This window comes from Mycobacteriales bacterium, assembly GCA_036497565.1.
Taxonomy (GTDB): Bacteria; Actinomycetota; Actinomycetes; order Mycobacteriales; family QHCD01; genus DASXJE01.
Genome location: DASXJE010000078.1, coordinates 23,196 through 42,173 on the forward strand (window position 1 = coordinate 23,196; position 18,978 = coordinate 42,173).

20 protein-coding genes are annotated in these 18,978 nt (G+C 69.1%); 10 read left to right on the forward strand and 10 right to left on the reverse strand.

Annotated features, from left to right (window positions below; all coding sequences use genetic code 11):
* Positions 1-3: 3 nt before the first annotated feature.
* The 4 genes from VGH85_07085 to VGH85_07100 form a co-directional block, all read right to left on the reverse strand.
* Positions 4-906 (reverse strand): DMT family transporter, encoded by a 903-nt coding sequence (locus VGH85_07085; GenBank protein HEY2173561.1) that lies wholly within the window; start codon positions 904-906, stop codon positions 4-6.
* A gap of 76 nt (positions 907-982) precedes the next feature.
* On the reverse strand, positions 983-1,240 hold the full coding sequence (locus VGH85_07090; GenBank protein ID HEY2173562.1) for a DUF3039 domain-containing protein: 258 nt from the start codon (positions 1,238-1,240) through the stop codon (positions 983-985).
* A gap of 18 nt (positions 1,241-1,258) precedes the next feature.
* Entirely contained in the window at positions 1,259-1,744 is a 486-nt protein-coding gene (locus tag VGH85_07095; GenBank protein ID HEY2173563.1) for a GreA/GreB family elongation factor, read from the reverse strand.
* Between the two features lie 148 nt (positions 1,745-1,892).
* Positions 1,893-4,151 (reverse strand): hypothetical protein, encoded by a 2,259-nt coding sequence (locus tag VGH85_07100; protein ID HEY2173564.1) that lies wholly within the window; start codon positions 4,149-4,151, stop codon positions 1,893-1,895.
* 182 nt (positions 4,152-4,333) lie between these two features.
* On the opposite strand from VGH85_07100, the gene VGH85_07105 reads away from it, so the two are divergent.
* The 5 genes from VGH85_07105 (at position 4,334) to VGH85_07125 (ending at position 9,040) form a co-directional block, all read left to right on the forward strand.
* Positions 4,334-5,653: an extracellular solute-binding protein gene (locus VGH85_07105; GenBank protein HEY2173565.1), complete on the forward strand. Its 1,320-nt coding sequence runs from the start codon at positions 4,334-4,336 to the stop codon at positions 5,651-5,653.
* Positions 5,650-6,648, forward strand: coding sequence for a sugar ABC transporter permease (locus tag VGH85_07110; protein ID HEY2173566.1), 999 nt, complete (start codon positions 5,650-5,652; stop codon positions 6,646-6,648). Before VGH85_07105 ends, VGH85_07110 begins: the two co-directional genes overlap by 4 nt.
* Positions 6,645-7,475, forward strand: a complete 831-nt coding sequence (locus VGH85_07115; GenBank protein HEY2173567.1) for a carbohydrate ABC transporter permease — start codon at positions 6,645-6,647, stop codon at positions 7,473-7,475. Before VGH85_07110 ends, VGH85_07115 begins: the two co-directional genes overlap by 4 nt.
* Positions 7,476-7,540: 65 nt before the next feature.
* Entirely contained in the window at positions 7,541-8,440 is a 900-nt protein-coding gene (locus VGH85_07120) for a sulfotransferase domain-containing protein (protein ID HEY2173568.1), read from the forward strand.
* Between the two features lie 30 nt (positions 8,441-8,470).
* Complete coding sequence (locus tag VGH85_07125; protein HEY2173569.1) at positions 8,471-9,040, forward strand: HEAT repeat domain-containing protein; 570 nt, start codon at positions 8,471-8,473, stop codon at positions 9,038-9,040.
* Here VGH85_07125 and VGH85_07130 read toward each other — a convergent pair.
* Complete coding sequence (locus VGH85_07130; protein ID HEY2173570.1) at positions 9,028-9,972, reverse strand: RNA polymerase sigma-70 factor; 945 nt, start codon at positions 9,970-9,972, stop codon at positions 9,028-9,030. The genes VGH85_07125 and VGH85_07130 overlap by 13 nt on opposite strands.
* A 132-nt stretch (positions 9,973-10,104) precedes the next feature.
* Between VGH85_07130 and VGH85_07135 the strand changes: the two genes are divergently transcribed.
* On the forward strand, positions 10,105-11,319 hold the full coding sequence (locus tag VGH85_07135; GenBank protein ID HEY2173571.1) for an FAD-dependent oxidoreductase: 1,215 nt from the start codon (positions 10,105-10,107) through the stop codon (positions 11,317-11,319).
* 16 nt (positions 11,320-11,335) lie between these two features.
* On the opposite strand, the gene VGH85_07140 is transcribed toward VGH85_07135, so the two are convergent.
* Both VGH85_07140 and VGH85_07145 read right to left on the reverse strand, forming a co-directional pair.
* Positions 11,336-12,097, reverse strand: a complete 762-nt coding sequence (locus tag VGH85_07140; protein HEY2173572.1) for a VOC family protein — start codon at positions 12,095-12,097, stop codon at positions 11,336-11,338.
* Positions 12,015-13,664, reverse strand: coding sequence for a methionine--tRNA ligase (locus tag VGH85_07145; GenBank protein ID HEY2173573.1), 1,650 nt, complete (start codon positions 13,662-13,664; stop codon positions 12,015-12,017). Before VGH85_07145 ends, VGH85_07140 begins: the two co-directional genes overlap by 83 nt.
* A 217-nt stretch (positions 13,665-13,881) precedes the next feature.
* Between VGH85_07145 and VGH85_07150 the strand changes: the two genes are divergently transcribed.
* Positions 13,882-14,670 carry an SDR family oxidoreductase gene (locus tag VGH85_07150; GenBank protein HEY2173574.1) on the forward strand — a complete coding sequence of 263 codons (789 nt, stop codon included), beginning with the start codon at positions 13,882-13,884 and terminating at the stop codon, positions 14,668-14,670.
* A 57-nt stretch (positions 14,671-14,727) separates the two neighbouring features.
* Positions 14,728-15,441 (forward strand): UMP kinase, encoded by a 714-nt coding sequence (gene pyrH, locus VGH85_07155; protein HEY2173575.1) that lies wholly within the window; start codon positions 14,728-14,730, stop codon positions 15,439-15,441.
* 12 nt (positions 15,442-15,453) lie between these two features.
* Here the strand turns inward: pyrH and VGH85_07160 are convergent, their stop codons facing one another.
* Together VGH85_07160 and VGH85_07165 are read right to left on the reverse strand one after the other, a co-directional pair.
* The gene (locus VGH85_07160; GenBank protein HEY2173576.1) at positions 15,454-16,464 is read right to left on the reverse strand and encodes a zinc-binding alcohol dehydrogenase family protein; all 1,011 of its coding nucleotides are present in this window, start codon (positions 16,462-16,464) and stop codon (positions 15,454-15,456) included.
* A gap of 4 nt (positions 16,465-16,468) precedes the next feature.
* Positions 16,469-16,942: a GNAT family N-acetyltransferase gene (locus VGH85_07165; GenBank protein HEY2173577.1), complete on the reverse strand. Its 474-nt coding sequence runs from the start codon at positions 16,940-16,942 to the stop codon at positions 16,469-16,471.
* Positions 16,943-17,015: 73 nt separating this feature from the next.
* Between VGH85_07165 and VGH85_07170 the strand changes: the two genes are divergently transcribed.
* Together VGH85_07170 and msrA are read left to right on the forward strand one after the other, a co-directional pair.
* The gene (locus VGH85_07170) at positions 17,016-17,852 is read left to right on the forward strand and encodes a PHP domain-containing protein (protein HEY2173578.1); all 837 of its coding nucleotides are present in this window, start codon (positions 17,016-17,018) and stop codon (positions 17,850-17,852) included.
* Between the two features lie 177 nt (positions 17,853-18,029).
* Entirely contained in the window at positions 18,030-18,545 is a 516-nt protein-coding gene (gene msrA, locus VGH85_07175) for a peptide-methionine (S)-S-oxide reductase MsrA (protein ID HEY2173579.1), read from the forward strand.
* Positions 18,546-18,555: 10 nt separating this feature from the next.
* On the opposite strand, the gene VGH85_07180 is transcribed toward msrA, so the two are convergent.
* The coding region (locus VGH85_07180; protein HEY2173580.1) for a GNAT family protein at positions 18,556-18,978 on the reverse strand (423 nt) is incomplete at its 5' end.

Consider the following 18,978-nt stretch of genomic DNA (forward strand, 5'->3'; position numbering starts at 1 on the left):
CGGCTAGGACGCCGTCGGCTGCGTCGTGGCCGGCTCGGGTGCGGTGGCGGGCTCAGGGGCGAAGCGCGCGGCGGAGCGGGCCAGCGCCACGGTCCCGAGGACCACCACGACGACGCAGAGGCCGATCAACACCAGGGCCGGGCCACCGGCCCGCAACGTCTCGCCGAGGATCGTCAGGCCGAGCACGGTCGCCACGATCGGCTCCAGCACGGTCGCCGCCGGCAGTGATGCCTCCAGTGAGCCGGCCTGGAAGGCCGCCTGCTGCAGCACGACCCCGAGGATCCCGACGACCATCAGGGCGTAGGTCTCCCAGTTGGTGAAGACGGCCACCGCGCCGTGGCCGACCAGGCTCGCGACCGCCTTCGTCAGCGCCGCGATGATGCCGTAGAGGATGCCGGTCGCGATGGCGAGCGGCAGCGCGCGTGATGCGCGCCGCCGCCGGGTGGCTGACCACAGCAGACACGCGAGGACGCACGGGACGATCACGATCGCGGCGTGCAACCAGGCGGTGATCGATGCCCGCGCCATGCCGCGGGTCGGCTGCCCGACGACGACGAAGATCGCGAGCGCGACCGCGAGGAGCACCGCCCAGACCCAGTCGGCGCGGGCCATGTGGCGGTGGTTCCACCGGGCGCCGAGCGGCAGGGCGAACAGCAGCGCGGTGACAAGAAGCGGTTGCACCAACAGCAGCGAACCGAGTCCCAGGGCCACCGCTTGGACGACGAACCCGCCGATGTTGCCCCCGAAACCGCCCCACCACAGCGGCCGGCGCATCAGCGTGAAGAGCAGGTGGGCGCCGTGTGCGGAGTCGTCCGGGACCTCGTAGGCGGCGTGCTGCTCGGCGACCGTCGCGACGGCGAAGAAGCCGGCAGCCACCAGCGCAAGGATGACGACGACAAAGGTCATGGCCATTCCACTGTGACGTATCCCGTCGCAGTGGGACCGCGTTATCCCAGGATCGCGCGCGAGGCGCGCGAAAGCCTCAGGCCTTCATCGACTCGTAGATCTCCTTGCATTCCGGGCACACCGGGAACCGTTCGCCGTCCCGAGTGGGCACCCAGACCTTCCCGCAGAGCGCCCGGACCGGCGTGCCCTCGATCGCTGCGGCCATCTGATCGGACTTGCGAACGTAGTGCGCGAGCCGCTCGTGATCGCCGGGCTCGGAGTAGCTGGTGTCCGGCCGGGTTTCTTCGATCGTCTGGGTTTCTTCGATGGTCTGGGTCTCGTCAGCAGTCCGCATGATCACGGCCTCATTCTCTCACCGGCCCGAGCCGGCCCCCACCGCACCGTCGGGCAGGGCGTCGATCGCCGTGATCCGCACGGACCGCTCGCCCTGCGGGGTCCGGTAGGTGACGGTGTCGCCGGCCGAGGAACCCAGCAGCGCTCGACCGAGCGGGGAGCTCGGCGTCACCACGTCGACGTCCTCGTCGACCTCGGCGAGGCCGCCGACGACGTATCGCTCCGGGGCGCCGTCTCCGAAGTCGAGAGAGACGAGCACACCGGACCGCACGGTTCCGTCCAACGGTGCGACGTGCGCCGGCCGGTCTGCTGCATCCAGCCGATCGCGCAACCGCTGAATGCGTATCTCGACCTGCTCCACGTCGAACTCACGGAGGGTTCGTTCAGCCTGGTCCGCCGGGTCTTTGCCGACGGTGTTGGCCGCTACGTCCATCAGGCGTGTGCGCTCGATCTCGAGCGCGGAAAGCTCCTCGTGGAGTCGGCCACGGGATTCTGGTGTCAGCACGATATTTGCGCTCCTTGATTGATGCTTTGTTTGGCGACCGCGGCCCGGGGACCGCGGTCGTGCAGGGCAAACGAGGGCCGACCCGAGACTGTTCCCGGTTGCGATTGCCTTTTTGGACACAACCTCTGCGAGCCTGCGGACGCGTCGATCAGGCGAGGTCGGGCGGGGCGACGTCCGAGCGGTAGCCGTTGTTGAGCCAGACCGCATCGATGACCTGGCCGGCCCCGAAGTACGACGGGCGCACGCCGTGTCCCTGTGGCACTTCTCCGTCGTAGGTCTCGGCGAACTGGTTCGCGCGTACGACGTCGCGCAACGCACAGTTGGCCAACGCCAGGCCCTGCGTCGGATGTCCCTGGTCGATGAGACCGCGCACGGTGTAGCTGATGTCCGGGTACTTCGGCTGCACGAAACCGGAGAAGCTGCGCCCCGGCCGGTAGGTGTGCAGGAACCGACGGAGCAGTCCGGCCAGCTCCGTACTTGCCGCCGGCCAGAGGTCGAGATGCAGACCGGTGCCGATCCAGAGGACGTTGCCGGGGTCGGCCCCGGACGTTCCCGGCCGGATCATCTCCACCGGCTCCGCCGTCGGCGTCGGCCAGAACCAGCGCAGGTAGTCGGTGAAGGTCGCTGCCCGATGGGCCTCCCACATCGCGACGTCGGCAGTCTCGCCAAGGGTGGCGGCGAGGTCGCGGGCGAAACCCATGTCGACGAGCACCGAGGCGACGAACTGGGCGTCCTTCTGGTCGGTCGGGGTGCTGTCCTTGAAGATCCAGCGCGGATCGGCCTCGGCCCAGAGCAGGTGCCGGCGCAGGGCCGGGTAGACGTCGGCGAGTGCAGCCGAGTCTCCGGTGAGCGCGTGCAGGGCGGCGGCCGTCTGCGCCTTGCGGCTCGGCAACCCCTCCCCGGCCAGCTCGCCGTCCGGCCGGACCAGTGTCATCAATCCCCGGTACGCCGACCAGGCAGTCTCGGGGTCGAGATGGGCGTAGTGCTGCATCGCGAGCAGGCTCTCCCAGGCCGCGGTCGCCGCCGCCCCGGGCGGTCCCTCGACGTAGAGCGACGGCTTGCCGGTCGCGAGTTGCGGATATGCGAACCCGGCCTCCGGCATCGGCGGGAGTACGTCGGCGGCCAGGAACACCCACGCCTTGTAATAGGCGGCCCGGACCGCGGCCGCACTGACACCCAGCCGAGGCACGGCGCGGATCGCGAACCGCCGCGGCCGCGGCACCAGCCGGAGCAACTCGTCCCAGAACCGCCGCCGGCAGGTCTCGACGGCGTCGAGGTCACCGGACTCGAGTACGGCACCGGCGCGGGCCTGCGCGGTCGCCGCTCCCCCGTCGGCGAGGGTGGCGAACGCGACGGCGGCCGCGATCGGCGTGGGCCCGTTGCCGGACCGCACCGGGACCGACCAGAATCCGCCGATGGTCGGCGTACCGGTGCGGGCCAGGCCGGCGACGAGCTCAGGCTGCGTCCGGTGGAACGCGGCGTCCCCGTCGATCTCGAGGTCCGCCGAGAGGCGTACGGCGTAGGCGAACCGTTCCCCGAGCACGGTCATGGTGCGGGCCGCGGGGTCCCAGGACGCCGAGCCGGCGAACCGGCCGGTCACCACCCACCGGCCGGCGTCGGTGTCGTCGACGAGCGACGCGGTGCGCAGCACGGTGTCGACGTCGGCGAGCAGGTCCGAGCCGGCGGCCTCGGATCCATCCGGATAGCGCGCCTGCCAGGGCAGCGTGTGCGGCAGCCATTCGACCGTCCGTTCGGCGGCGCCGACCAGGACCGGAACGACGGCGAGGAAGCGGAGGTGGTCGATGCGCACCGGCTTGCCCCACACAGCCGCGCGCAGCACCAGCTCGATCCGGGTGACACCAGACCAGCCGGTGCGCTCGGCGATGTCGTAGCTGAAGGTGCCCGTGCCGCGGCCGTCCGGCTGGATCACGATGTCGGGGCCACCGTCGCGACTGACCCGCAGCCCCCACGCATCCGCGACCGACGCCACCGCGATCTCCAGCCACGGCGACGCGTCGAGATCGACCTCGACGGACCGGCGGACCGCCCCCGAGTAATGCGGCGCGCCGTGCCGCAGTTCGAAGCGCAGCTGGCCGTCGGCGACGGCATCGACGTCCGCGCCGACCGTCCACGCCGGATCGAGGCTGTCGAACTCGTCCCGCCAGACCACGTCGACCGCGCCGGCTCGATCGGCGGCGCGCCGGTACAGACCGACGGCGGACGCGAGCTCGTCGGCATGGTCGGCCGCGTAGTAGCCGAGGTTCAGCGGCATCTCCGGACCGGTCGAGTACTGCAACGGGCTGAGGGTCGTTGTGCCGTTGAAGGGGTTCAGGACGAGCCGGCTCGACGGAAGGCTCAACCACCGACGTTGGTCCGGACCGGTCTCGCGCAGATCCGCTGACTCCATGACGAGGCCCATGACCTGGACAACCTACCCACTCTTGACAATTGTGCGGAGCGATCGGATTCTGTGACGCGCTCCACAGCCGACACGACGAGGCCACGGCCCTCCGTGCGAGACACGACGGTGGCTCGGCCCGTTCTCTGCCGTGTCCGGCCACCGCTCGTGGTCGTCGAAGGAGATCGTGGATGACAGCTCGGCTGAGCCGACGTAGGTTCCTCGCGTCCGCGGCCACGGCCGCCGGCGTCACCGCACTGGGATCGGGCTGCGGCTCGTCCGGCGGGAAGACCACGTTGACCATCATGGGCACCAGTCCTGCCGAGATCACGGTCCAGGACATCGCGGAGTTCGAGGCGAAGCATCCCGACGTCAAGATCAAGATGGTGACGGTCTCGGAGACGCTGCTCACCGCGATGTTCGCGGCCGGGAGCCCGCCGGACGTCGTCCGTGACCAGGGCGTGCCGAACACGCCGTACCTCGTCAAGCGCGGGCTGGCCGAAAACCTCGACCCCTATTTCGCGAAGAGCAAGGTCCTGTCGCCGGACAAGCTCGCCCGGGTCGACGACACGTGGCGCTACGACGGCACCGAACAGGGAAAGGGCCCGCGCTACGGCTTGGCGAAGGACTACTCGCAAGACGCGATGATGTGGTGCAACACCAGACCGTTCGAGAAGGCCCGGGTCGACCTGCCGTCGATGACCGACCCGATCAGCTACGACGAGATGCTCGACATCGGGCAGCGGCTCACCAAGCGCTCCGGGGTGAAGTACTCGGCGTACGGCCTCTACCCGCCCTACGACGTGAGCCTGACGGCCGGCTTCCTCAACATGGTCGCGTCGGCCGGAGGGTCGATCTTCAACGACGACTTCTCCAAGGTCGACTTCTCCGCACCCGAGCCGCTGTCGGCGCTGAAGTGGTACCTGAAGTACGCCGCCGCGAAGATCGGACCGACGGTGGCCCGGCCGTTGGCCGCCGGCGCCTGGCCGGCGTTCGACGGCGACCAGCTGGGCATGCTGGGCTACGGCTACTGGTTCTCCGGCGAGGTCGCCACCGATCCCAAGCTGCAGGACCATGTGCGGCTGATGACGGCACCGCAGTTCGGGTCGAACCGGATCAGCCCGTGCTTCTCGGCGACGGGGCACTGGATCCCGCAGAAGGCGGCGCACAAGGAGGCCGCCTGGGCCTTCTTCGAGCACTACTTCGGCGGGCCACCCGCGGTCCGGCGGGCCCAGTCCGGCTGGGGCCTTCCGGGCATCACGTCGATGGAGGCGGACCTGCCGAAGTCGAAGGCCTATCAGAAACAGGCGCTCGGCGTACAGGACAAGGAACTCCCGCACTACTCGGTGCTGAAGTTCTCGCCGTACGTCGCGATCAGCGCGATCGACGCCTCACTCAGCCAGGAGCTGGTCAAGGGTCTGGACGGCGGGTTGGCCGCGGGCAAACTCGCCGACGCCATCAACGGCACGCTGAATCCGCTTCTCCGGCAGGGAAAGGAACTCATCACGTGACCACCTCCCTCGCCGGGCGTACGGCAGTCCGTCGCCGACAGCAGCCTGCGCAGACCGAGGGCTGGAAGCGCTACCGCGGACGGACCTTCTACGCGTTCGTCGCGCCGTGGCTGCTGGGCTTCATCCTGCTGACGCTTTTTCCGCTCGGCTATGCCCTCTGGCTCAGCCTCACCAACTACGACGGCCTCACCGGTCGCTACCACTACGTCGGCGGCCGCAACTACACCGACATCCTCAGCGACCCCGACGCGCTGCACGCCCTGACCCGCACCGGGCTCTACACCGCCGTCACGGTCCCGGCCGGAATCATTCTCGGCCTGGCGCTCGCGGTGCTGGTGAACCGCCCGATCCGCGGTCGCGCAGCCTTCCGCGCCCTTCTCTACCTGCCGGCCGTGGTCCCGATCGTCGGCTCCGCGCTGTGTTTCAAGCTGCTGTTCAACTCCGACTTCGGCATGTTGAACAACATTCTCGGCTGGTTCGGCATCTCCTCGATCGACTGGCTCGCCGACCCGACGGTCTTCTGGGTGATGATCGCCATGACGCTCTGGGGCGTCGGCAGCACAATGATCATTTCGTTGTCCGGGCTGCAGGGGATCCCGCAGGAGCTGCAGGAGGCCGCTCGCGTCGACGGGGCGAACGCGTGGCAGGTTTTCCGGCGTATCACCCTGCCGCTGCTTTCGCCGATCATCCTGTTCGAGGTCATCACCGGCGTCATCTTCGCCGTCCAGGCCTTCGTCCCGGCGCTGCTGCTGTCCGTGCAGTCGGCGTCAACCACCGTCACGTCGGTGCCGCAGAGCAACTACCTCTACATGATCCACGTCTACGCGCAGTACTTCGCCTACGGCAGGTTCGGCTACGCCTCCGCCCTGCTGTGGGTGCTGTTCGCGCTGATCCTGATTCTCACGCTGATCATCTTCAAGGTGAGCGCCAGCACGGTGTTCTACGAGAGTGGCCCTGACGAACCGGCTACACGCAGAGGACGGCGGACCCGATGAGCACGCGGACCGAGAGCGCCCCGCGGAAGGCAGCGATCTACACCGTGCTGACGGTGGTCTCCGTGCTGTTCGTCGTACCTCTGCTGTGGCTGCTGTCGATCGCCTTCAAGAACGCCGGTGAGCTGTCCAGCGCGGCGTGGCTGCCGCATTCGCTGCGCTGGGCCAACTTCCACGATGCGCTGACCCTGATCCCCTTCGGGCGCTACGCCCTCACCTCGCTGCTGCTGGCCACCGTGCAGGGCGCGCTCGCCACGCTGAGTTCGGCCATGGTCGGTTTCGGCTTCGCCCGGCTGCGGGCCCGGGGCAAACGTCCGCTCTTCCTCGTCGTCGTCGCAACTCTGATGCTGCCGCAGATCGTGACGCTGATACCGACCTACCTCATCTTCGCCCGCATCCACCTCATCTACACCTACTGGCCGTGGGTGCTGTGGGGGCTCGGCGGGTCGGCATTCCTCATCTTCCTGTTCCGGCAGACCTTCACGAGCATGCCGATGGACCTCGAGGATGCCGCGATCATCGACGGCTGCGGCTACTTCCGGATCTTCGCCACGATCTTCCTGCCCCTGGCCAAAGCGGTCACGGCCGCCGGGTTCATCCTGTCGTTCACCGCGGCCTGGGGCGACTTCATCGCGCCGTCACTCTTCCTCAGCCAGGACCAGACGACGCTCGCGGTCGGCCTGAGCAACGGCTACCAGACCAGTGCCGGAACCCCGCTCAACAACGCGCTGGCCGCCGGCGCGATCCTCTACATCCTCCCCGTACTGCTGCTCTTCGTGGTCGCGCAGCGCGCCTTCATCGGCGGATTCATGACCTCAGGGCTGAAATAGCGGCGCGGTCAGGGCATTCCGTGGGCCACCTATCGCCGTCGAGCAGTTCGCACTAGCCTCGTCCCGTGCCCGAGGCGACCGTTCGCTACCAATCAGACGACGAAGACAGCGCCCGATGGCTGGGCTTCCCGTTCCGGTCCGGCGACATCGTGATCAGCACCCGGTCCAAGAGCGGCACGACGTGGATGCAGATGATCTGCGCCCTGCTGGTCTTCCAGACGCCGAAACTGCCCGCACCGCTGGTCGAGTTGTCGCCCTGGGTGGACTGGCTCACCCAGCCGCGGGAGCAGATGCTCGCGGGGCTGACCGATCAACAGCACCGGCGGTTCGTCAAAACCCACACCCCGCTCGACGGGGTTCCGGTCGATCCACATGCCACCTACATCGTGGTCGCCCGGCATCCGCTCGACAGCGCGGTCTCGCTCTACCACCAGGGTGACAACATCGACCGGGCCCGGCTGCGGGAACTCACCGGCCGGCCCGAGCCGGCCCGCCCGCCCCGGCCCCGCCCGTCGCTGCGCGACTGGCTCGTCCGCTGGATCGATCGCGAGTCCGATCCCCGCGATGAGCTGGACTCGCTTCCCGGGGTGATGTGGCACCTGTCCGACGCCTGGTCTCGGCGGGCCGAGCCCAATGTCGTGCTCGTGCACTACGACGACCTGATCGCCGACCTCGACGGCGAGATGCGCCGCCTGGCGTCGCTGCTCGGCGTCTCGGTACCCCGCGCGTTGTGGCCCGATCTGGTACAGGCTGCGACGTTCGACGAAATGCGGGCCAATGCCCGGCGCACCGTTCCCAGCCGGGACGGTGTCCTGAAAGACACCGCGGCCTTCTTCCGGCGCGGTACCTCCGGCGCTGGTCGCGAGGTCTTGTCGGACGACGAGGTGGAGCACTACTACGCGCGGACGACGTCGATGGCGTCGGCCTCACTGCTGCAGTGGGTGCATCGCCGCAAACCGGCTTGACGCACCACCGATCGCCCGCAGACTGAGGACATGCTGCCCGGGTCGGACTTCGCCGCGCTGAGTGCGCCGGAGCTCGTCGAGCAGCTCGGCGACCCGCACCGGTACTTCACGGCGCAACAGCGTCTGCTCGCCCTCGGCCCGGATGCCGCCGAGCCCGCCCGCGACGGTCTGCGCCACCGGGATCCGCGGGTACGCGCACGGTGCTGCAAGATCCTCGACCACGTCATGGACGCGGCGAGCACCCCGGCCCTGCTGGCGGCGCTCGACGATCCCGTCGCCGAGGTCCGGATCGAGGCGCTGCACGCTCTCGCCTGCGATCGCTGCAAGAGCGACAGCACATGCCGTCCTGCGGCGGTCGACGTGCTTCCGCCCGCGATGGCACTGCTGCGCGCCGATCCCGACCCCCATGCGCGGGCGATGGCCGTCGAGCTGGTGGGCGCGTGGGTGCACACCCATCCCGAGGCGGTGCATGCCATCGACGTCGCTGCCGCCGGCGACCCGGCACCGGCGGTGCGCAAGAAGGCGCGGTGGTACGCCCCGGGCGGCACCGTCTACCGGCGTACGGCGCCGAAAGGACACCGGGCCGCTCAGCGGACCTGACCGCGCCCGCCGCGCAAGGGGTGATCGGCGGTGATCAGCGGCCCGAGGTGCCGAAGCTTGTCGGGGTTGATCACCGAGCGGACGGCCTGGACGGTGCCGTCGAGGATGTCGAGGGCCAAAACGTTCAGCAGCCGTCCGTCGGCGTCGAGGAAGAGCGCGCCCGGCTGCCCGTTGACCGGCACGGGCTCGAAATGCAGATCGTATTCGGCGGCGGCCCGGCTGAGCGCCGCCAGCAGCCGGAGCACCTTGTCCCGGCCGTTGACCGGCCGAGGCAGCGACGGGCCGTTGCCGCCACCGTCGCCGTAGGCCACGACGTCAGCGGCGAGCATCGTGATGAGCGGGTCGAAATCGCCGTCCTCGAGGGCGATGAAGAACCGGGTCGCGAGTTCGTCGCGCTCCTGCACCTCGGCGTCGAAGCGGGGTTTGCGGACGTCGACATGTCGGCGGGCCCGGTGCATCAGCTGTCGGCAGTGCTGCTCTGTCTTGTCGAGGATGCCGGCGATCTGCGGGTAGTCGAACTCGAACACCTCGCGGAGCAGGAACACGGCCCGTTCCGTCGGACTGAGCGTCTCCAGGAGCACGAGAAAGGCCATCGAGAGGGTGTCGGCGAGTTCGACCCGCTCGGACTCCGGCGTCGTGTCGGTGCGGACGAGTGGTTCGGGGAGCCAGGGCCCGACGTAGGCCTCGCGGCGCATCCGGGCCGACCGCAGATGATCGATGCTGAGCCGGGTGACCACCGAGGAGAGGTAGCTTTTGAGCGAGGCGATCTGCGTACCGGCGGCCTGGGCGCGACGCAGCCGCAGGTAGGCGTCGGAGACGATGTCCTCGGCGTCGGCCACGCTGCCGGTCATCCGGTAGGCGAGCGAGAACAGCAACGACCGCAGCGCCACGAAGTCCTCGGCGCCGGCCGTGCCGTCGTCGGCCATCAGCATCCTTCCGCTCCTGCCTTTCCCCTGAGACGGGGCCGCGCGCCGATCTGTGACAGCCCCACGTCGAACCTGTCACAGCACGACGACCGGCGTCGTCTCAGAGGGGTGACAACCTCGACTGTGAAGGCAGGCGACATGAAGCACAACGTTGTGATCATCGGAGCGGGATACGCCGGTGTCCCCGCCGCCCGGAGGTTGGCCCGCCAGGTGTGGCCGGACGAGGTCACCGTCACCCTGGTCAGCGCCTTCGGCTCCTTCGTGGAGCGTCCCCGGTTGCACCAGCTGGCCACCGGCCAGGACATCGACCAGGTGCCGTTGAGCCGCTACCTCAGCGGCTCGGGCGTCGAACTGGTGACCGCGTCGGTCACCCGTATCGACCTGGCCGGCCGCGAGGTGCACACCACCGACGAGCGCGGCGGTCGGCGCACCCTGCTCTACGACACACTGGTCTACGCACTGGGCAGCAACATCGACGTCACGTCCGTGCCCGGCGTCGCCGAGCATTGCGCCATCCTGGTCGGCGCCTCCGCAGCGTTCGAGCTGCGCGATCGACTGACCGACCTCGCGGAGCGCGGTGGTGCCACGGCCACGGTCTGCGGGGGCGGACTGACCGGCATCGAAACCGTCACCGAGATCGCCACGGCGTTCCCCGGCATCCGCACTCAGCTGGTCAGCTCCGGCACGCCGGGCGGGCGGCTGTCGGACAAGGCCCGTCGCTACCTCGACGACACCTTCACCGCGCTCGGTGTCCGCGTCGTCGAGGATGCCCGCGTCGACCGGGTCGAGCCGACGAGCCTGGTGCTCGCCGACGGCCGACACATTCCGTTCGAGCTGTGTGTCTGGGCCGGTGGTTTCACCGTGCCCACGCTCGCGCGGACGGCGGGGCTGGCGGTCAACGCGACCGGCCGGGCGCTCGTCGATACGACGCTCCGGTCGGTGTCCCACCACGACGTCTATGTCATCGGTGATGCGGCAGCCGTCGCCGGGCGCTGGGGAGAGCAACTCGCGATGGGCTGCCGTTCCGGTGGCTTCACCGGACCGAAGGTCGCCGACGTCATTGCCGCCCGGCTCACCGGTCGGGACCCGAAACCGTTCGCCTTCCGCTACATCCACGAATGCATCAGCCTCGGCCGCCGCCACGGTCTGGTGCAGTTCCTCAACGCCGACGAGACGCCGAAGAACCGGGTCCTGACGGGTCGGAAGGCGATCACCTACAAGAACACCACCCTCAACGGCGCCCGCTTGCTGTTCCGGCACTCCGGACCGGTGCTGGGCCGTCGTCGACACCTCGTCCCGACACCGACGCCGATCACGTCGAGGACGCAGCCGAAGTCCTCCCGGGTCGGATGATGACGGCGACGCAAGCTCATTCGCCGGGTCGCGCGATCACCGAGAACTCGGTGCCGAAGGGATCGGTGATCGTCGCCATCCGCCCGTAGAGCATGTCCTGCGGGTCGTCCACCGTGCCTCCGGCGGCCGTCGCCCGCTCGACGGTGGCGTCGGCGTCGGCGACCTCGAAGGTGGTGTTCCAGGCCGATTCCGGCGCATCCGGGTTGCCGAAAATGCCCCCGACCTCGTGACCGTCCGGTCGGCGCAGGAAGGTGAAGTCGAGATCCGGCAGGTCGTCGTTGCGATCGAGCGTGAAACCGAACACGTCGGCGTAAAAGCGCTTGGCCGGCTCGGGCTCCGACGTGATCAGGTCGTTGCGGACGAGGGAGTTGGGCTCGTTGACGACCTCGCACCCGATGTGCGACCCGCCCTGCCACAGGCCGAACTGCGCGCCGCCGGGATCGCGGGCGATCACCATCCGGCCCTTCCCGCCGACCTTCATCGGCTGCCGCACGATCGTGCCCCCGGCGTCGGCGATGCGGGCCGCGGCGGTGTCGCAGTCCGCCGTGGCGAGATAGACGTTCCACCGGGCGTTTCCGCTGTCCGGCGTCGGCATCATCCCGGCAACCCGCCGACCGCCCAGCAGGCAGTTGGTGTAGTGCCCGGTCGCCGCGGATCCCCGGTGATAGGTCCAGCCGAAGACCGCGCCGTAGAAGTCACCCGCCCGCCCGAGATCGGGGACGCCCAGGTCGATCCACGTCGGGGTGCCCTCGGGCTGGTTGCTCGTCACGTGGCTCATCGCTGGCTCCATCCGCATTCAGTGGTTCCGGCACCGTAGCGGCGGCCACCGACAGGACGGGGTCGAGTCGGGGGAACGCCGGCTCCGGCCGTCCGACCCGGTCACCGGACAGCAGCTGGCTGCGCAGCCGAGCGGCGCCGGTCGGGATGAACGGCTCCAGTTCGATGGCGACGACGCGGCACGCGTGGACCAGCAGCGCGAGTACGTCGTCCAGCCGGCCCGCGGCTGTCGCGTCGCCGCTGCGCTGCGCGCCGGCGAGCTCCCAGGGCCGTTCGGCGTCGACCAGCCGGTTGCCCTCATCGACCACCGAGGACAGCGCCCCGGTGGCTGATCGGAAGTCGAAGTCGTCCAGGGCCCGGTCGATACGGCCGGGGAGCTCGGACAGGGCACCGGCCAGCGCCGTCCCGGAGGTCGATCCTCCCGGCGCAGCGACCCGGCCGTCGCGGTACCGGTGCACGAGGGTGAGGATCCGGTTGACGAGGTTTCCCAGCGCGTGGGCAAGGTCGCCATTCGCGCGGTTGACCAGCCGGTCGACGGTGAAGTCGGTGTCCCCGACGCGGGACACCTCACGCAGCAGCCACCAGCGGACCGCATCCACGCCGTAGCCGGCCACCAGCAACGCCGGGTCGACGGCGTTGCCGGCGGTCTTGGACAGCTTCGCCCCGTCGACGGTCAGGTAGTCGTGCACGAAGATGGCAGTCGGCAGGGGTTGGCCGGCCGAGAGCAGCAGGGCCAGCCAATAGACGGCGTGGAACCGCACGATGCCCTTGCCGATCACGTGCACCCGCTCGGCCGACTCCACCCACCACTGCCGGTACGCCGGATCGTCGGTGGCGTAGCCGAGGGCGGTGACGTAGTTGGTCAGCGCGTCCCACCACACGTAGACCACCTGCGCAGGGTCGTCCGGGACCGGGATCCCCCAGCCGCCCGCCCGTGCGGCGGGACGGGAGACGCTGAAGTCGGCCAGACCGGCGCGGACGAAGGCCAGCACCTCGTTACGCCGGGCCGGTGGCTCGACGCGGACCGCGCCGGACTCCAGAGCCGCCAGCACCGGCTCGGCGTACCGGGACAACCGGAAGAACCAGTTCTCCTCGGCGACCACCTCGGGAGCCACCCGATGCTCGGGGCAGAGTCCGTCGACGAGTTCCGCCGGGTTGTAGAACTGCTCGCAGCCCCGGCAGTAGAGCCCCTCGTAGCCCTTGCAGTAGAAGTCGCCGGCCACCGCACACTCCCGCCACAGCCGGGTCACTCCGGCGGCATGCCGCGGATCGGAGCTGGTGCGGATGAAATCATCGAAGGACAGCGCCAGCGGCTCCCGCAGGGCGGCGAAGCGTTCGGCGTTGTCCCGCACGAACCTGGCAACCTCGACCCCGGCCTCCCGGGCGGCGGTGACGTTCTTGAGGGCGTTGTCGTCGGTTCCGGTGAGGAAGCGGACCGGCTGGCCGCGCAGGCGTCGATGACGGGCCAGTACGTCGGTCTGCACCAGTTCCAGTGCGTGCCCGAGGTGCGGGGCGGCGTTCACGTAGGGAATCGCCGTCGTGATGTAGAAGCGTCCGGTGACGGACATCGTCATTCCTTCCGCCCTGTCGCGAGCGGGGGGAAGACGCAGAACAGGCCCCGCAGCACAGGGGCCTGGTCGTCGGTTTGGTCAGCGCACGCCGAGGAGCCCCGGGAAGGGGCGCATCATTCGCTCGCGGCGTGGCTGCATACCTCACATGGTGCCAGAAATCCTGTGGTCGGGCATGTCGGTAGTCGTCCGGGGCCGCAGTCGGCATGATTGCTGCATGCCGTCTGGTAGACCGTTGGAAGGCCGGGTCGCCCTGGTGACCGGCGCGAGCCGTCGTATCGCCATCGGCGCAGCCATCGTCCGCCGGCTGGCCGCGGACGGCGCCTCCGTACTCCTGCACACCTGGTCGCCGCACGACGCGGAGATGCCCTGGGGTGCGGATGTCGGTGGCGCCGAGGCGCTCGTCGAGGAGCTCCGCGGCGAGGGCGCACGGGTCGAGCTGGTCTCGGCCGACCTCGCCGATCCCGAGAGCCCGGCCGCCCTCGTCGATGTCGCCCGCAGCAGCTTCGGACACCTCGACATCGTCGTGGCCAACCACGCCCGGTCCAGCGGCCAGACGCTCGAGAACCTGACCGCCGAGGAGATCGACCTCAGCTACGCGGTCAACACCCGCGCCTCCATGCTGCTGGTCAAGGCGTTCGCGCAGCACCACGACGGCCGGCCCGGCGGGCGGGTCATCCTCTTCACCTCGGGCCAGTACCACGGCGCCATGCCGGGCGAGCTCCCCTACATCGCCTCCAAGGGGGCACTGCACCAGATCACCCCGAGCCTCGCGACCCACCTCATCCGCCGCGGCATCACCGTCAACTGCGTCAACCCGGGTCCCAGCGACACCGGCTACGCCGACGCGGCGACGAGGGCCCGGGTCGTCGCCCTGCACCCAGGGGGTCGGTGGAGCCTCCCCGTCGACATGGCCCGCCTGGTCGCCTGGCTGGTCAGCGACGAGGCGGACTGGGTGACGGGGCAGGTGATCGCCTCCGACGGGGGCTGGTCCGTCGGTCGCTAGGCGAATCGCTACGGTCGGTCGGGTCGCGGGGCGCGCGGCCCGGAGAGGGGTCGTCAGGTGGCGCGATACGGCAGGGTCGTCCTGAAGCTCAGCGGTGAGGCACTGGCGGGGTCCGGCGGGTCAGCCGTCGATCCGGCAAATCTTGCGCACTTCGCCGACGAGATCCTCGCCGTACACACCGCCGGGTTGCAGGTGGCGGTCGTGGTCGGCGGCGGCAACTACTTCCGCGGCAAGATGGCGGACGGGTGGGGCATCGGCCGTGCCGAGGCGGACAACATCGGCATGCTCGGCACCGTCATGAACGCCCTGATGCTGCGTGGGGTTCTCACCGCACGCACCGATTCCGACGTCCGCGTCATGACCGCAGTGCCGATCCAGACGGTCGCGGAGCCGTTCATCCGGCTCCGTGCCATCAGGCACCTCGAACGCCGGAACATCGTGCTGCTGGCCGGCGGCATCGGCCAGCCCTACGTCACCACCGACTACCCGTCGGTGCAGCGGGCACTCGAACTCGACGCCGATGCGCTCCTGGTCGCCAAGCGCGGTGTGGACGGTGTCTACGACAGCGACCCGAACGTCAATCCCCAGGCCCGTCGCTACACGCAGCTGAGCTACCAGGACGCGATCCGCGAAGGCATCACCGTCATGGACCGCAGCGCGTTCGTCCTCGCCCAAGAACACAGCCTGACGATGCACGTCTTCGACGTCGCGGTCGCCGGGTCGATGAGCGACATCTGTGCCGGCATCGACGTCGGCACCACCGTCCGCTAGAGCTCGCGGGGGTCACGCCCAGCCGGCGACGACCACCTTGCCGATGGTCGTGCCGCTCTCGATCTGGCGGTGCGCCTCGCGCAGCGTGGCGGCGTCGATGGGTCCGAGCTCGGTCGTCAACGTCGTTTGCAGGGCACCCGAATCGACCATCGACGCGACCGCGGCCAGCAACCGGTGCTGCTCCACCATGTCCGGCGTCTCGAACAGCGAGCGGGTGAACATGCTCTCCCAGAGCCACGCGGCACTCTTCGCCTTCAGCGGCATCAACTCAATCGCACCTGGATCGTCAATGGCGGCGATGCTCCCGAACGGCGTGATGAGGTCGGCGAAGGCATTGATGTTGTCCTTCGACTGCGGCGTGAAGATGTAGTCGACACCGTCCGGCGCCACGGCCCTGACGGCGGCGGCGAGATCGCCGTAATGGTCGACCACATGATGGGCGCCCATGCGGCTCGCCCACGCGCGCGACTCGTCGCGGCTGGCGGTACCGACGATCGTCAGCTCGGTCATGGTGCGCGCCAGCTGGCAGAGCATCGACCCGACCCCGCCGGCCGCCGACACCGCGAGCAACGTCCCCTTGTCGTCCGCGCCCACCTTCAGCCGGTCGAAAAGAACCTCCCAAGCGGTGATCGTGGTGAGCGGCAGCGCGGCCGCCTCCGCGAACGTGAGACTCGCCGGCTTCGACCCCACCAGGCGCTGATCGACCAGGTGGAACTGGGCGTCGGTGCCCGGCCGGTTGTTGGCTCCGGCATACATGACGTCCTCGCCGACGTCGTACAGCGAGACCTCGGCGCCCCGGCCGACCACCGTCCCGGCGGCGTCGAAGCCGAGGACGGTCGGCTGGTCCCGGTCACCGCGGCGCCGGATCTTCGTGTCGACGGGATTCACGCTGACGGCTTCGACCCGCACCAGCAGGTCGTGCGGACCCGGCTCCGGGATCGGCAGCTCGATGTCGGTCAGGCTGCTCTCGTCGCTGATGGGCAGGCTCTTGGTGAACGCGACGGCGCGCATGATGTCGGTCATCGCCTCAACCTACCCAGCCGACCGGCGAGCCCTGAACGTCGTCCGGCTGGTCCCCCGGCGACCGGTACAACCATGGGCCGGAGCAGCGGCTGAACCCGGCACCCACGTAGAACTGCTCGGCGTCGTCCAACGCGGACACGAAGATCACCCGGGCACCGGCGTCTTCGAGCCAGCTGCGGCAACTCTCGAGCAGGGAGCTGCCGACGCCCTCGCCGCGCCGGCTGTCCTCGACGACAAGCTCTTCGATCATCCCGTAGGCCTCGACCCCGTAGTCGACGACGGTGACCGCCGCCAGGCCGATGACGCCCCGCTCATCGCTGGCGACGAACGTTTTCGACTCCTGACGGATGAGCGGCAGCGTCGCACGGCCCGCGTCCTGCGGATGCAGGTGCTGCAGCAGCCGCCGGATCGCGTCCCGGTCGGCGGCAGCGGCTGTCCGAACCGCGAAGGACTCCGGCGCCGTCTCGTCGCTGTGCATGGCTCGATCTTCGACCTGATCCACCCCCAGGGTCGAGTACCAGACGCGTAGGTCCGGCTGGAAGGATCGCGTGGTGGTACTGGCAGCGGACAGTCACGTGCACAGCGAGTGGTCCTGGGATGCGCCGTACGGCTCGATGGACCGGACCTGCGCCCGGGCGGTGGAGCTGGGTCTGCCCGCGGTCGCATTCACCGAGCACGCCGATTTCACGACCTGGACGGCCGATGTCCGCGATCTCGACGACCACCTTCGGGCACTTGCCACGCCGGACGGATCACTGACCCCGCCCCAGATGGACCTCGACGGTTACCTCGAGTGCCTGCAGCGGTGCCGCGACCAATATCCGACGCTTCGGATCCTCAGCGGGGTGGAGTTGGGCGAAGCCCATTGGCACACCGACGTCGCCGCGAAGATCCTCGACGCCGGACAGTTCGACCGGGTGCTCGGTTCGCTGCACTCCTTGCCCGTCGGCGAGCGGTTCTTTGAGCCGGGCGAGCTGTTTCAGCAGCGGCCGGCGTTCGAGGTGATCCGCGACTACCTGGCCGAACTGAAGCGTTTGGTCGCCGGTTCCGACGTGTTCGCGGTGCTCGCCCACATCGACTATCCGGTCCGCCACTGGCCGGCGCAGGCCGGGCCGTTCGATCCGAACGCGTTCCAGGACGAGTTCCGTGACGTACTACGGGCTCTTGCGACCAGCGGCCGAGCGCTGGAGGTCAACACCAAAGTGCCGCTCCACCCGGAGATCGTCCGCTGGTGGCACGACGAAGGCGGCGAAGCGATCACGTTCGGGAGTGACGCCCACGACCCGGCGGTGCTCGCGCGTGGCTTCGCCGAGGCCGCAGCCATGGCCGAAACCCACGGCTTCCGATCCGGCCGCCACCCCTACGACTTCTGGATACGGTCGAGCTGAGTCGGCGTCCGCATTGTCGCTTCGGGGCCTTATGCCGCTGGACATCCAGGACTTCATCGGCCTTGTCGTTGGATGGGCGAGTTGTGCCCGATCGCGGCGGCCGCCCATTGCGGTTACGCATCACCGCGACCTGTCCCCGAGACTAAGGTGGGGGCGAACGTCGGGGGAAGAGGTGCCATGAGCGACAACGCCGAGACCGCGATCCTCGCCGGGGGCTGTTACTGGGGAATGCAGGAGCAGATCCGCCAGCGCGACGGGGTGATCTCCACCCGAGTCGGCTACATCGGTGGCGAGAACGAGAACCCGACGGACGATGACCATCCCGGCCACGCCGAGGCCATCGAGATCGTCTTCGATCCTGAGCAGACCTCCTACCGGGACATGCTCGAGTTCTTTTTCCAGATCCACGACCCGACGACCAAGGACCGTCAGGGCAAGTACTCCGGCTCCGACTACCGCTCCGAGATCTTCTACACGACCGACGAGCAACGCCAGGTGGCCGAGGACACGATCATGGACGTCGAGGCCTCCGGCCTCTGGCCCGGCAAGGTCGTCACCAAGATCAGCGAAGCCGGCCGTTTCTGGGAGGCCGAGGCCGACGACCAGTACTACCTGAAGCGCTATCCGGACGGCTACTCCTGCCACTTCCCGCGGCCAGGATGGAAGCTGCCACACCGCGCGACCACGGTCTGACAGGTCAGCCTTAGTCGTCCGGCAGCCGGGAGTAGACGAACATGTCGCGACGTGAATCGCCGAGTTGTTGCCAACTGCGGAGCAACCCCTCTCGGTGATACCTCGCCCGTTCTGCGGTTCGCCACGAGGGCTCGTTCGTCGGTTCGATGAAGAGCTCCAGCCGGTGAACATCGCTCAGGCGGAGCGCCCATGCCGACAGGGCGTTGAGCGCGGCAGTGGCATAGCCACGTCCGCGGAATTCGGGCGAGACCCAGTAGTGGAGACTGGCTCGCCCATGAGCCTCCTCGCGATAACCGGTGGCGCCGTCCGGCGCCACCGCGCGGAGCCAGAGCCCGATTCCTCCGAGAGCTTCGTCGGTCCCGCTGTCGGTAATGGCCAAGGACAGTCCCAATCCAAGTTCGGCGCGAAGTTTCTGACGCCGGACTTGCTCACG